Consider the following 13,722-nt stretch of genomic DNA (forward strand, 5'->3'; position numbering starts at 1 on the left):
CCCGATCACTACAAAAAGCAGGGCAGAGCCCCCTATTAACATGTGCCCATAACAACAATGAGATCACAGACATGTCATCCACCCCCGCAAAAAAACCGCTCTACAAGGACCTGACCTTCCAGGTCGTCGCCGCCATGTTCCTCGGCATCGCCTTCGGCTTTCTCGCTCCCGAGCTGGCCGCCAGTTTCAAGATCCTTGGCGATATATTCCTCAAGCTGATCAAGACCGCCGTCGCGCCGCTGGTGTTTTTCACCGTGGTCCACGGCATCGCCTCGGCCGGTGATATCAAGCGCGTCGGTAAGGTCGGCTTGCGCGCGTTGATCTACTTCGAAGTGGTCTCCACCCTTGCCCTGGCCATCGGCCTGTTGTGGGGCAACCTGTTGCAGATCGGCTCCAGCATGCACGACGCCCACCCGAGCAGCGCCGCCGCGGCCGCCGCGAGTGCCGCCGTGGCCAAGGGGCATGCGCCTGCGTCGACCCTGGACTTTATCTACGGCATCTTCCCGGACAATTTCGTCGGTGCCTTCGCCGGCGGCCAGTTGCTGCAAGTACTGGTGATCTCGGTGTTGTTCGGCTTCGCTCTGCTGGCGTTGAAGCCCGAACGCCGCGAAGTGATCGAAGACGGCCTGAACCGCATCTCCGAGTGCTTCTTCGAGTTCATCAACCTGATCATGAAGTTCGCGCCCCTGGGTGCCTTCGGTTCGGTGGCTTACGCGGTGGGCAGCAATGGCACGGCAGTGCTGATGTCCCTGGCCAACCTGGTATTGATGTTCTACGTCGGCATCGCATTCTTTATCTTTGTGGTGCTCGGCGCCGTATGCCGGTTGAGTGGCTTCAGCCTGTGGCGCTTCCTCACCTATATCAAGGATGAAATCTTCATCGTGCTCGGCACCGCCTCGTCGGAAAGCGCCCTGCCGCGCCTGCTGCAAAAACTCGAGAAATTCGGCTGTTCCAAACAGAGCGTCGGCCTGGTGCTGCCCACCGGCTATGCGTTCAACCTCGACGGCACCTCGATCTACATGTCGCTGTGCGTGCTGTTTATCGCCAATGCCTACGGGGTGCCGCTGAGCTGGGAACAACAGCTGGGCATCATCGCGATCATGCTGGTGACCTCCAAAGGCGCGGCGGCGGTGTCGGGTGGCAGCTTCGTGGTGTTCGCCGCGACCGTCACGGCCATCGGCGTGCTACCGGCGGAAGGCCTGGCGCTGCTGTTCGGCGTGTACCGCTTCATGTCGATGGCCATTGCCACCTGCAACACCATCGGCAACAGCGTTGCAACGGTGGTGGTGTCGAAATGGTCCGGGGAGTTCTCCCAGCAGACCGCCCAGGATGAATACCAACGTGTGCTCGGGCGTGCTGCCGGCGCTGCGCTTTAACGGAGCCTCTTGATGACGACGCTGCGAATCGAACATGACGCGTTCGGCCCCGTGTCCATACCGGCCGACCGCTACTGGGGTGCGCAAACCCAACGGGCGCTGGAGGTCTTCGGCGGTAAACAGCCGTTCCCCGCCAGCCTGATCCGCGCCTTTGGCCAACAAAAACGTGCGTGTGCGCGTGCCAATGCACGCCTCGGCGTACTGGCGCCGGCCCTGGCGCAAGCGATCGAACAGGCCGCCGAAGCACTGGCCAAGGGCGACCTTGACCAGCACTTCCCGCTGTCGATCTGGCAAACCGGCTCCGGCACCCAGACCAACATGAACGCCAACGAGGTGATCGCCAACTGCGCCAACCTCGCGCTCGGCGGCGAACTGGGCAGCAAGTCGCCGGTGCACCCCAACGACCATGTAAACCGCTCGCAGTCGTCCAACGACAGCTTCCCCACGGTGATGCACCTGACCACCGTGCTGGAACTGCGCGGCCGCCTGCTGCCGGTGCTGGGCCATCTGCGTGATGAGCTCAGTAACAAGGCCGACGCCTGGCGGGAGGTGCTTAAAATCGGCCGCACCCACCTGATGGATGCGGTGCCCATGAGCCAAGGCCAGGCGTTTGGCGCGTTTGCCCAGCAGATCCAGCACGCTATCGCGCGCATCGAAGCGTGCATGCCGCGCCTACGCCTGCTGCCCCAAGGGGGGACAGCGGTGGGAACCGGACTGAATACACCGGAGGGTTTTGACCGGGCGTTCTGCGAGGAAATCAGCCGACTCACCGGCGAACGCTTCGAAACCAACCCGTGCAAGTTCGAAGGCATGGGCACCCACGATGCCTTGGTAGAGGCCTCTGGGGCGTTGAATGTGCTCGCCGTGTCACTGACCAAGATCGCCAATGACATCCGCCTGCTCGGCTCGGGACCGCGCTGCGGCCTGGGTGAATTGATCGTGCCCGACGACGGCCTGACCTCTTCGATCATGCCCGGCAAACGCAACCCCACCATCGCCGAAGTGCTGGTGCAGGCGGCGATGCAGGTGATCGGCAACCACACCACCATCACCCTGGCGGGGGCTTCCAGCACCTTCGAATTGAACGTGGCCAAGCCGGTGCTGATCCACAACCTGCTGCACTCGATCGAGGTACTCAGCGACTGCGCCAGCCTGTTCACCCACAAGCTGCTGGGCGGCCTGGAACTGAACCGCCCGCAACTGGCGCACAACGTGGAGCACTCATTATTGATGGCGACCGCGCTGAACCCGGTGCTGGGCTATGACCGCGTGGCGCAGATCACCCGCAAAGCCGCGGACGAGGGCCTGTCACCCAAGGACGCGGCGGTGCAACTGGGACTGATAACCGCCGAAGAATATGAGCGACAGGTGCGGCCGGAAAGGATGATCAGCCCCGGCTGATCACGGAACGTCGCGGCCCACACTCAACCCCGTAACGACTGCGCTTGTTTTTCTTTTTTTACGTAGTCGACATTGACCCAATTAAACCTTTCATCTTCTGCGCCCCTGCCGCCTTTGCCATCAGTGCCAATATCGACTTCTTTCATCAGGCCCGGGCGCCGGAGAAGTTCAGCCGCGAGTCCAGACCGGTCTGTCGGTGGAGACTCTGCAGCAGCACTTTTTAAGCTATCGAAGCTGATATAGTTATCCGCGCCCCAATACTGTTTGAACTTTTCGTCAAGGGCCTGAAGCAGTTCAACGTCACTCATTTTTTCATAGCTTGGCGCTGCATTCTGCCTGGACACCCTTTCAATAGTGTCGCGCCCAATAAGCCCGTCGGACTTGTCAGCATCATGGTCGGAATCCAGTTTGCTATTGAGTCCCGGCCGACTGATGATTTCCCTGGCCAACAGGGTCATCCGGTCATCCGACGCATTGCCAGTCAAGGGCTGACCCGCGACTTCACGAAGCGCTCCCTGAGTGATTTTTCCATTCGCGTCGGGTTTGAAATAATCAAGATTATTACCCAACTCGCTCGCCAAGTCTGAGTCCTTGGTTCCTTTGAACGCATTAGCGACCTCAGTATTCTGCGGGCTCATGCCTTCGCCTTGCGACGATGCGGACATGCCCCAGGAAAGAGGTTGAATGGGCGCATTTCTGCCGAATGCCTGGGGGCGATAGTTCTCGTCATAGGTGTTTTCAACACGTTGGCGCTGCATGGAACCGGTGTACCTTCCGGCCCCGCTCTGCATGGAGGGTGCCTCTTGGGTTTGGTAGTAATCAACCACCCTGTTCGCGTCACCCTGGCTGATCAGCCCGTCTTCACGGCCGTCTTGGTTGATTGCATCGAGCAAATGACTCATTTCAGGACGGCTGAGAATCTCGTTGGCCAGCATTGTCATGCGGTCGTGCACCGGGTGACCGGTCAATGGACGGTTGGCAGCGTCCTCAAGGACTGCACGTGTGACAAAGCCGGACGGTCCCTGGAAGTAACTGAAGCTATCGGCAAAATCCCGTGCAACCGTGGTATTTGAGGGCGCGCGATAGTCCCCCGATGAATGATTCATCGCAGCCTGGTTAAACGCTCCGACGTTATTAACGGGACGCTCATATTGCGCAGGGTAAGCCTGCGAAAATGAAGGTGCAGTGCTCGGCTCTCCGGCCCTGGACTGCTGGCCGGCAGACGCGTCATCGCTCGTGTAGTAATCAACGAGCTGTTCAACGTTTTCACGGTCAACAAGACCGTCGTGTATACCGCGCTCATTCAACTTATCCAACTTACGGTTCACATCCGGGCGATTCAGGATTTCGCCTGCCAATAGCGTCATATTGTCGTCGACGGAATTACCCGTCAGCGGACGAGCCGCCACTTCACGGAGTTTGGCCTGGTCCACAAAGCCGGTCTTGGTATTGACGAAGTAGTCAAAGTTATTCCCAAACGTCTTCACCAGATCCAAATTTGAAGTGTGCTTGTATTTGTCCTCCCGCGAGGTGGGTTGCCCGTCAAGATCAGGCCGATTGAAACTGAGTGGATAATTTTGACCGTATTGAGTATTTAACATGGCAACACCTCAGGGAGTAGATGCATCACAGCCGACCAACGCTCGGCTGGACACTTTGTCGACACCCATCTGTGGCCACACAAAGAGCAACGGTTCCAGTGGAATATAGGTAAAAAACAGCACTTACGAGGCGGCAAACCAACCTGCATTCACACCGATAAGTACCGGCTGATGATCGCCTCATCCACTCGGTCGCGGGTCTCTTCAATCACAAACCGCCCCTTCTCGATCACCAGAAAACGGTCCGCGATTTCCAGGGTAAACGACAGCACCTGCTCCGACACCACAATGGTCAAATCGCGCACGTTACGGATTTCCTTCAGCGTGCGGGCAATGTCCTTGATGATCGACGGTTGGATGCCCTCTGTCGGCTCATCCAACAACAGCACCTTGGGGTTGGTCGCCAGCGCCCGGGCTATCGCCAGTTGTTGTTGCTGCCCGCCGGACAGGTTACCGCCCTTTCGCGACTGCATGTCGTGGAGCACCGGAAACAGCGCATACAAGTCTTCCGGCACCTTGCCGCGTGCCGATGCCGGCAAGCCGGTCTGAATATTTTCCAGCACGGTCATACTCGGGAAAATCATGCGGCCCTGGGGCACATAGGCGATCCCCCGCGTGACCCGTTCATGGGTTTCCAGCGCCGAGACATCCTGCCCATCTACGCTGACTTGGCCCTTCCACTGCGGCAGGATGCCCATCAGGCTCTTGAACAACGTGGTCTTACCCATGCCGTTGCGGCCCATCACCGCGACAATCTCGCGCTTGGCGACGTTCAGGTCCAAGTCATGGAGAATCTGGCTCTGCCCGTAGCCGCAAGCCAACTGGTCGATCTTGAACATGCGCGGCTCCTCAGTGGCCCAAATACACTTCGATGACTTTCGGGTTGCTTTGCACCGACGCCATGCTGCCCTCGGCCAGCACCTTGCCCTGGTGCAGCACCGTGACCTTGTGGGCGATGCTTTTGACGAACTCCATGTCGTGCTCGATCACCAGCACCGAACGGCCCTGGCTGATGCGGTTGAGCAGCTCGGCGGTTTGCGCGCGCTCATTGACGCTCATGCCAGCCACCGGTTCATCGAGCATCAGCAACTCGGGGTCCTGCATCAGTAGCATGCCGATCTCCAGCCACTGCTTCTGGCCGTGGGACAGCAGGTCGGCCTGTTGTTGCAGCAGGTCGCCGAGAAAGATCTCCCGCGCCACCTCCTCCACCCGTGCGATCACCTGGGCATTGCGCTTGAAAAACAGCGCGCCCCATACCTTGCGACCGGCCGGGTAAGACATCTCCAGATTCTCGAACACCGTGAGGTTTTCGTAGATCGACGGGTTCTGGAACTTACGACCCACGCCGGCACGCACAATGTTGTACTCGCGCATTTTGGTCAGCTCCTGGCCGTCGAACTGGATGCTGCCGCTGGTGGCGCGGGTTTTGCCGCAGATCAGGTCAAGCACGGTGGTCTTGCCGGCGCCGTTAGGGCCGATCACCACGCGCACTTCATTGCGGTCGATATACAGGTTGAGGTTGTCGACCGCCTTGAAGCCGTCGAACGACACGGTGAGGCCTTCGATGGCCAGCACCGGTTTTTTCATTTCAAAGCCGACGGCGGTCATGGCTGGGTCTCCAGGATTTTGCTTGTGGCCTTGGGTGTTAACGGTGCGTTCACCGGGGTCGCCGCTACAGGTTTACGCCGCAACATTCTCGCCAGCGCCTGACGCCCATGGCTGTCCCACAAACCGGCGAGGCCGTTGGGGAAGTACATCACCACGGCGATAAACAGCCCGCCCATGAGGTACAACCACAACTCGGGGAAGGACTCGGAAAAGTAGGTCTTGCCGTAGTTCACCAGCAACGCGCCATACACCGCACCGAGCAGTGACATGCGCCCGCCTACCGCCGCGAAGATCACCATCTCGATCGACGGCACGATGCCCACGAACGACGGCGACATAAAGCCCACCTGCAAGGCAAACATCGCCCCGCCAATCGCCGAGAACGCGGCGGCCACGCAGAACACGAAGATCTTGAAGCTGGCCACGTCATACCCGGAGAAACGCACGCGTTCTTCCTTGTCGCGCATCGCCATCAGCAACCGGCCGAGCTTGGAAGCAAGGATGAACCGGCCAATGAAGATGCAGCCGAACAGCAACCCGGCGTTGATGAAGTACAGGATCATCTTCGCGCTGTCGGTGCGCAGGTCCCAGCCAAGCAGGGTCTTGAGGTCGGTGATGCCGTTGACGCCACCGGTCAGGCCTTGCTGGCCGACGATCAGCACCGTGAGGATCAGCGCAATCGCCTGGGTGACGATGGAGAAATACACATCGCCCACGCGCCGCTTGAACAGCGCCATACCGATGATGAACGCCAGCAGCACCGGCACCGCAATCACCGCCGCCAAGGTGAAGCTGAAACTGTGGAACGGCTGCCACAACCACGGCAGCTCGGTGATCTGGTTCCAATCCATGAAGTCCGGAATGCCCGGTGTGGACTGGATCTTGGTGCTTTCCGGGTCCGAGGCCTCAAGCTTGAGGAACATTGCCATGCAGTAGCCGCCGACGCCAAAGAACACGCCCTGCCCCAGGCTGAGAATGCCGCCATAGCCCCAGCACAACACCAGGCCCACCGCGACAAACGCGTAGGTCAGGTATTTGCCGACCATGTTCAGGCGGAACGCATCCAGGGTCAGGGGGAATACCACCAGGATCAACAGCGCCAGCAACACGATGCCGATCAGGTTTTGCTGGCCGCCCAGCAGCTTGTCTAAAGCCTTCATCCGCTCGCCTCTACTTGCGCACTTTGATGGAGAACAACCCTTGCGGGCGCAGCATCAGGATCAGAATCACCGAGGACAAGGTGAGTACCTTGGCCATCGAGCCACTGAGGAAGAACTCCGACAGCGATTGGGTCTGGGCAATCACGAAGGCCGAAGCGATGGTGCCGAACAGACTCTGCGCGCCCCCGAAGACCACCACCAGGAAGGTGTCGACGATGTACTGCGAGCCCGCCGTCGGCCCGGTGGAACCGATGGTGGTGAACGCCGCGCCGGCCACCCCGGCGACGCCGCAGCCCAAGGCGAAGGTCATGCGGTCGACCTTGCGCGTATTGATGCCCACCGCACGGCTCATCAAGCGGTTCTGCACCGTAGCGCGCACCTGCAGGCCCCAGCGCGAGCGGTAGAGCATCAGGAAGATCGCGGCGGTGAGCAGCAGGGTCAGGACCATCATGAACAGGCCATTGCGCGGAATCTCGATGGCATCGGTGAAATTCACCGAGCCCATCAGCCAGGCCGGTGGTTCAGCGCTGACCTCGCGGGCGCCGAACACTGAGCGGAAGGTCTGCTGCATCACCAGCGACAGCCCCCAGGTGGCGAGCAAAGTGTCAAGCGGGCGCTTGTACAAGCGGCTGATCATCGCCCATTCCACCAGCCAGCCGATGGCGCCGGCGACGAGGAATGACAGGGCAATGGCGAAGAAGAAGTAATAGGGTTGGAAGCTCGGTGCAAAGTGCGCCGTAAGGCTGGAACACACATACGTGGTGTACGCGCCGATGGTCAGGAACTCACCGTGGGCCATGTTGATCACCCCCATCTGGCCAAAGATGATCGCCAGCCCCAATGCCATCAGCAACAGCACGCAGAACACGGACAAACCGTTGAACCCCTGCATCGCCGCGATGGCTCCAAATTCCGATAGCCATTCCATGATGATGGTCTCCTGAGAGCCAGGTTGAATTGCAATCTGCGTCTGCTTTATGTGGGAGCGGGCTTGCTCGCTCCCACATTTAGCTCAGCGCCAAGACCAGGGTTATTGATAGCCTTTGGGGAACGGATTCGGCTCGATCAGATCCGACTCGTAGATCACCTTGAACTGGCCGTTGGGCTGCACTTCGCCGATGCGCGACTTGCTCCATAAGTGATGGTTCTCGTGAATCTTCACGTAGCCTTCCGGCGCGGTTTTCAGCTCGATGCCAGGCGACGCGGCCACCACTTTATCCACGTCGAAACTGCCGGCCTTCTCCACCGCCGCTTTCCACAGCCACGGCCCCAGATAGGCCGCCTGGGTCACATCGCCGATCACTGCGTCCTTGCCGTATTTGGCCTTGAAGGCCTCGACGAAGGCTTTGTTGTTCGGGTTATCCAGACTCTGGAAGTACTTCATCGAGGCATAGAAACCGGCCATGTTTTCACCGCCGATGCCGAGCAGTTCATCCTCGGTGACCGACAGGGTCAGCAGGGTCTGCTTGGCCGAATTCACGCCCGCCGCGTTGAGTTGTTTGTAGAACGCCACGTTGGAACCACCCACCACCGCCGCAAACACCACATCAGGCTTTTTCAGCTTGACCTTGTTGATCAGCGAACCGAACTGGGTGTTGCCCAGCGGGTAGTAGTCTTCGCCGACCACGGTGCCGTGCAGGACGTTTTCGATGTGCTTGCGCGCGATCTTCATCGAGGTGCGCGGCCAGATGTAGTCGGAGCCGACCAGGTAGAAGGTCTTGGCGCCCTTGGTCTTGGCGATCCAGTCAAGGCTGGCGAGGATTTGCTGGGTGGCTTCCTGCCCGGTGTAGATCACGTTTTTCGACTGTTCCAGGCCTTCATAGAAGGTCGGGTAGTAGAGCAGGCCGTTTTCCTTTTCGAAGATCGGCAGCACGGCTTTGCGCGAGGCCGAGGTCCAGCAGCCGAACACGGCGGCGACCTTGTCGTTGACCAGCAGCTTCTTGGCTTTTTCGGCGAAGGTCGGCCAGTCGGAGGCGCCGTCTTCCTGGATCACCTTGATCTGCCGTCCGAGGATCCCGCCTGAGGCGTTGATCTGTTCGATGGCCAAGCGTTCGGCCTGGATCGAACCGGTTTCGGAAATCGCCATGGTGCCGGTGGCGGAGTGCAACTGGCCGACGGTGACCTCGGTCGGGGTCACGGCGAGGCCTTCGTTATCGGCCAGCACGCCCTGGCTGAACAGAGCGGCCGCCAGCAATGACAGGGCCAACAGCGGTGTGGAGCGGATCAATCGTGGTGCCATGGGGCGACTCCTCTGCAATGAGGGGTCCAGCATGGCGGCAGTGGACCGGTGCGGGTATACGCAGCCTGACGTAACGGGGTACGTCATTTGACGTATGCCGCTGCGCACTGTTTTCGAGCAAGATCCCGCCCGCCCTGACAGCACCGATCAATGTGGGAGCTGGCTGGCCTGCGATGGCGGTGTATCAACCAACTTCCCCATGCCTGACCCACCGCCATCGCAGGCAAGCCAGCTCCCACATTTTGAATCGGGGCACGGAACTTGCTCATCCACCTTGCCCACTCCCCGGAGCCATCCCGCCGTGCACCCTCCTTCCGGCACCCAGCGCATCGTCAAGATCCGCCGCGACTACAACACCTGGGTCGCCGACGAGACCATGGAAGACTACGCCCTGCGCTACACCCCCAAGTCCTTTCGCAAGTGGTCGGAGCTGCGCATTGCCAACACCGCCCTCGGCGCGGTGTCGTTCCTGGCGCTGGAGGCCATCGGCGGCGTGCTGGCCTTGAACTACGGCTTTACCAACACCTTCTGGGCGATCCTCGCCATCAGCATGGTGATCTTCCTCACCGGCCTGCCCATCAGCTATTACGCCGCACGCTACGGCGTGGACATGGACCTGCTCACCCGTGGCGCCGGCTTCGGCTATATCGGCTCCACCATCACCTCGCTGATCTACGCCAGCTTCACCTTCCTGTTCTTCGCCCTGGAAGCGGCGATCATGGCGCTGGCACTGGAGCTGTATTTCCATATCCCGCTGGCCCTGGCCTATGTGATCTGCTCGCTGCTGGTGATCCCGCTGGTGGCGTACGGCGTGACGCTGATCAGCCGCCTGCAACTGTGGACGCAACCGATCTGGCTGTTGTTGCTGGTGCTGCCGTATGGCTTTGTGGGGTGGAAGAACCCCGACGCCTTCAGCGACTGGACCAGCTTTGTCGGACGCAGCGGTGACGGCGGCGGCTTCAACCTGTTGGCGTTCTGCGCCGCCTGCACGGTGGCGTTGTCGCTGGTGACGCAGATCGGCGAACAGGTGGACTACCTGCGTTTCCTGCCCGAAAAAACGGCTGCCAACCGCAAGCGCTGGTGGGCCGCCCTGCTCTGCGCCGGCCCCGGCTGGATCATTCCCGGCGCCTTGAAGATGTTCGCCGGGGCGTTCCTGGCGTTTCTCGCGCTGCAACATGAAATCCCCATGGAACGCGCCGCCGAGCCAACCCAGATGTACCTGGTTGCGTTCCGCTACGTGTTCAGTTCGCCGGAATGGGCGCTCGGCGCCATGGTGCTGTTCGTGATTATTTCGCAAATGAAGATCAACCTGACCAATGCCTACGCGGGCTCCCTGGCCTGGTCGAACTTTTTCGCCCGCGTGACCCACAGCCACCCCGGCCGCGTGGTATGGCTGGTGTTCAATGTGGCCATCGCGCTGATGCTGATGGAGTTGGGCGTTTTCGACGTGATCGACCAGGTGCTGGGGCTCTACGCCAATATCGCGATCGCCTGGATCGGCACGCTGGTGGCGGACCTGGTGATCAATAAGCCATTGGGCCTGTCGCCCAAGCACATCGAGTTCAAGCGCGCGCACCTCTACGATATCAACCCGGTGGGCGTCGGCTCGATGCTGATTGCGTCGTTGCTGTCGATCCTCGCCCACTTCGGCCTGTTCGGTGCCCTGGCCCAGGCGGCACCGCCCTTCGTGGCCCTGGGCACGGCGCTGGTGATGGCGCCGCTGCTGGCCTGGCTGACCCAGGGCAAGTACTACATCGCCCGCACCAGCGACGTGCAGTTGATTCACCCGGTTGCCCCCGCGACCCACGCGGTGTGCGGGCTGTGCAGCAACCCGTTCGAGACCGCGGACATGGCGTTCTGCCCGGCCTACAGCACGCCGATCTGCTCACTGTGTTGCTCGCTGGATGCGCGCTGCGGTGATCGTTGCAAGCCCCACGCCCGCCTGGTCACCCAGTTCGAAGGCGTACTGCGCTGGCTGCTGCCCAACACGATGATGCCGCGCCTGCACACACGCCTGGCCCATTACCTGGGATTGTTGCTCGCCCTGGTGCTGATGCTTGCCGGCGCTTTGGCGTTGATCTACGTACAGGCGGCCCAGGGCTTGCCCCATTCCGAAACACTGTACCAGGCGTTCTTCAAGGCGTTCCTGACGCTCTCGGTGCTGGCCGCCGTGCTCGCCTGGTGGGTGGTGCTGACCCGCGAAAGCCGTGGCGTAGCCCAGGAGGAATCCGACCGCCAAACCCTGCTGCTGATGCAGGAAATCGACGCCCACAGCCTCACCGACCAGGCCCTGCAGCAAGCCAAGGAAGCCTCGGAAGCCGCAAATGCCGCCAAGAGCCGCTACGTCACCGGGCTGTCCCACGAACTGCGCACGCCGCTCAACAGCATCCTTGGCTTCACCCAGATTCTGCAGCGCGACAGCGCCATGCCCGAGCAGCATCAGGATGCGCTGGCGACCATCCTGCGCAGTGGTTCGCACTTGGTGTCATTGATCGACGGTTTACTCGACGTGGCCAAGATCGAGGCCGGCAAGTTGCGCCTGGAACTCACCGAAATCCCCTTCCCCGAGCTGCTCCACGACCTGGAGCAGATGTTCACCCCGCAAGCCCACGACAAGGGTCTGCGTTTTCGCCTGGACTGCGTGGGCAAGATCCCGGCGGTGGTGCGCGGCGATGAAAAACGCGTGCGCCAGATCCTGATCAACCTGCTGGGCAACGCCGTGAACTTCACCGACAGCGGCGAAGTGCGCCTGCGGGTCAGTTATATGCGCGAGACCGCCAACTTCGAGATCATCGACACCGGCATCGGCATCGATCCTGGGCAGTTGGAGCGGATATTCCAGCCGTTCGAGCGCGGCGACCTGATGCGCCAGGACAACGGCGTGGGCCTGGGGCTGACTATCACGCGCATGCTCACTGCATTGATGGGCGGCGAGCTGCGAGTAACCAGCGAGCTGGACAAGGGCACCTGCTTCCAGGTGCGGCTGTTCCTGTCTCAGGTGCGCGCGCCGCAAGCGGTGGTGCACGTGGAGCACGACATCATCGGTTATCAAGGCGAGCGGCGGCGCATCCTGGTGGTGGATGACCATGTAGACCATCGCAAGGTGCTCAGCGGCATGCTCACGCCGCTGGGCTTCGAGGTGATCCAGGCCAGTAATGGCCAGGACGCGATCCGCCAGGTGGCGCTGCTGGCGCCGGACCTGATCCTGATGGACCTGTCGATGCCGACCCTGGATGGCTACGAAACCAGCCGCCTGATACGCCGTAATGCGCTGTGCACCGCACCGATCATCGTGATCTCGGCCAACGCCTTTACCGACGACCGCGAACGCAGCATTGCCGCCGCCTGCAACGACTACCTGGCCAAGCCCGTGCGCACGCCGGAGCTGCTCGGGCGCCTGCAACAGCACCTGGACCTGCACTGGCTACGGCGCACCCAGCGCTCGATACCGCCACCGCCACCCCGTGTGCTGCCCGGCGCCGAAGACCTGGCGGTACTCGCCGAACTCAGCGCCATCGGTTACGTGCGCGGCCTGCACGAAAAACTCGACACGATCCTTGCGCAGCACCCCGACACCGAGCCTTTCATCAGCAAGGCACGCGGGTTGCTCAAGGGTTTCCGCCTGGATGAACTCAACCGAACCCTCAAGGAGGCCGAAGATGAATGCACTCACCCGCAGCACTGAACCCGGCGTTGTGCTGATCGTCGACGACACGCCGGATAACCTCGCGATGCTCTCCGACGCCCTCGACGACGCGGGCTATATGGTGCTGGTGGCCCTCGACGGCCTCAGCGCGTTGAACCGCGTACAACGCCGGCGCCCGGACCTGATCCTGCTGGACGCAATGATGCCCGGCCTGGACGGCTTCGAAACCTGCCGCCGGCTCAAGGCGCAACCCGCCAGTGCGGACATCCCGGTGGTGTTCATGACCGGGCTGACCGACACCAGGCACGTGGTGCAGGGCTTTGAAGTGGGTGGCAGTGACTACGTGACCAAGCCGATCCAGACCGACGAGGTACTGGCGCGGGTGGCGGCACATTTACGCACGTCGCGTATTTTGTTGTCGGCGCGGGAGGCGCAGCAGCCGAGTGTGTTGACGCTTGAAGATGAGCCGGCGCATAGGCTGCTGTCGGCCCGGTTCCAGTTGACCGAGCGTGAGGTAGAGGTGCTGCGCTGGGTGGCGTGCGGGAAAACCAATCGGGATATCGGGGATATCCTGGGGTTGAGCCCGAGGACGGTGAACAAGCATCTGGAGCATGTGTATGTGAAGTTGGGCGTGGAGACCCGCACAGCGGCCACCTCCGTCGCCCTGGCCGCCCTCTGAATGTGCGGGGGG

Annotated in this window: 10 protein-coding genes; 4 read left to right on the top strand and 6 right to left on the bottom strand. The window is 61.1% G+C overall.

Annotated features, from left to right (window positions below; genetic code table 11):
- Positions 1-71 precede the first annotated feature (71 nt).
- Together QCBJ_RS06595 and QCBJ_RS06600 are read left to right on the top strand one after the other, a co-directional pair.
- Entirely contained in the window at positions 72-1,376 is a 1,305-nt protein-coding gene (locus tag QCBJ_RS06595) for a cation:dicarboxylate symporter family transporter (protein ID WP_102060358.1), read from the top strand.
- A 12-nt stretch (positions 1,377-1,388) separates the two neighbouring features.
- Positions 1,389-2,777 carry a lyase family protein gene (locus QCBJ_RS06600; protein WP_046036249.1) on the top strand — a complete coding sequence of 463 codons (1,389 nt, stop codon included), beginning with the start codon at positions 1,389-1,391 and terminating at the stop codon, positions 2,775-2,777.
- 23 nt (positions 2,778-2,800) lie between these two features.
- Here the strand turns inward: QCBJ_RS06600 and QCBJ_RS06605 are convergent, their stop codons facing one another.
- The 6 genes from QCBJ_RS06605 to urtA all read right to left on the bottom strand — a co-directional run bounded on the left by QCBJ_RS06605 (position 2,801) and on the right by urtA (position 9,385).
- The gene (locus QCBJ_RS06605) at positions 2,801-4,378 is read right to left on the bottom strand and encodes a hypothetical protein (RefSeq protein ID WP_102060359.1); all 1,578 of its coding nucleotides are present in this window, start codon (positions 4,376-4,378) and stop codon (positions 2,801-2,803) included.
- A 149-nt stretch (positions 4,379-4,527) separates the two neighbouring features.
- Positions 4,528-5,217 (bottom strand): urea ABC transporter ATP-binding subunit UrtE, encoded by a 690-nt coding sequence (gene urtE / locus QCBJ_RS06610; protein ID WP_102060360.1) that lies wholly within the window; start codon positions 5,215-5,217, stop codon positions 4,528-4,530.
- A 10-nt stretch (positions 5,218-5,227) separates the two neighbouring features.
- Positions 5,228-5,986, bottom strand: a complete 759-nt coding sequence (gene urtD / locus QCBJ_RS06615; RefSeq protein ID WP_046036246.1) for an urea ABC transporter ATP-binding protein UrtD — start codon at positions 5,984-5,986, stop codon at positions 5,228-5,230.
- Complete coding sequence (gene urtC / locus QCBJ_RS06620) at positions 5,983-7,146, bottom strand: urea ABC transporter permease subunit UrtC (protein WP_021493284.1); 1,164 nt, start codon at positions 7,144-7,146, stop codon at positions 5,983-5,985. Before urtC ends, urtD begins: the two co-directional genes overlap by 4 nt.
- A 10-nt stretch (positions 7,147-7,156) precedes the next feature.
- Positions 7,157-8,074 (bottom strand): urea ABC transporter permease subunit UrtB, encoded by a 918-nt coding sequence (gene urtB, locus QCBJ_RS06625; protein ID WP_177410645.1) that lies wholly within the window; start codon positions 8,072-8,074, stop codon positions 7,157-7,159.
- A gap of 102 nt (positions 8,075-8,176) precedes the next feature.
- A complete protein-coding gene (gene urtA / locus QCBJ_RS06630) occupies positions 8,177-9,385 on the bottom strand; it encodes an urea ABC transporter substrate-binding protein (RefSeq protein ID WP_010211081.1) in 1,209 nt (402 codons plus the stop codon).
- 301 nt (positions 9,386-9,686) lie between these two features.
- On the opposite strand from urtA, the gene QCBJ_RS06635 reads away from it, so the two are divergent.
- Entirely contained in the window at positions 9,687-13,070 is a 3,384-nt protein-coding gene (locus QCBJ_RS06635) for an ATP-binding protein (RefSeq protein WP_046036245.1), read from the top strand.
- Positions 13,045-13,710 carry a response regulator gene (locus tag QCBJ_RS06640; RefSeq protein ID WP_012723736.1) on the top strand — a complete coding sequence of 222 codons (666 nt, stop codon included), beginning with the start codon at positions 13,045-13,047 and terminating at the stop codon, positions 13,708-13,710. Before QCBJ_RS06635 ends, QCBJ_RS06640 begins: the two co-directional genes overlap by 26 nt.
- Positions 13,711-13,722 lie beyond the last annotated feature (12 nt).

Source organism: Pseudomonas sp. QC2, from assembly GCF_002859085.1.
Lineage (GTDB): Bacteria > Pseudomonadota > Gammaproteobacteria > Pseudomonadales > Pseudomonadaceae > Aquipseudomonas > Aquipseudomonas petroselini.

What these genes read in the sequence shown, in the direction of transcription:
- QCBJ_RS06595 (WP_102060358.1), top strand. Translation starts at nt 72, where the DNA reads ATGTCATCCACCCCCGCAAAAAAACCGCTCTACAAGGACCTGACCTTC.
- QCBJ_RS06600 (WP_046036249.1), top strand. Translation starts at nt 1,389, where the DNA reads ATGACGACGCTGCGAATCGAACATGACGCGTTCGGCCCCGTGTCCATA.
- QCBJ_RS06605 (WP_102060359.1), bottom strand. Translation starts at nt 4,378, where the DNA reads ATGTTAAATACTCAATACGGTCAAAATTATCCACTCAGTTTCAATCGG.
- urtE (WP_102060360.1), bottom strand. Translation starts at nt 5,217, where the DNA reads ATGTTCAAGATCGACCAGTTGGCTTGCGGCTACGGGCAGAGCCAGATT.
- urtD (WP_046036246.1), bottom strand. Translation starts at nt 5,986, where the DNA reads ATGACCGCCGTCGGCTTTGAAATGAAAAAACCGGTGCTGGCCATCGAA.
- urtC (WP_021493284.1), bottom strand. Translation starts at nt 7,146, where the DNA reads ATGAAGGCTTTAGACAAGCTGCTGGGCGGCCAGCAAAACCTGATCGGC.
- urtB (WP_177410645.1), bottom strand. Translation starts at nt 8,074, where the DNA reads ATGGAATGGCTATCGGAATTTGGAGCCATCGCGGCGATGCAGGGGTTC.
- urtA (WP_010211081.1), bottom strand. Translation starts at nt 9,385, where the DNA reads ATGGCACCACGATTGATCCGCTCCACACCGCTGTTGGCCCTGTCATTG.
- QCBJ_RS06640 (WP_012723736.1), top strand. Translation starts at nt 13,045, where the DNA reads ATGAATGCACTCACCCGCAGCACTGAACCCGGCGTTGTGCTGATCGTC.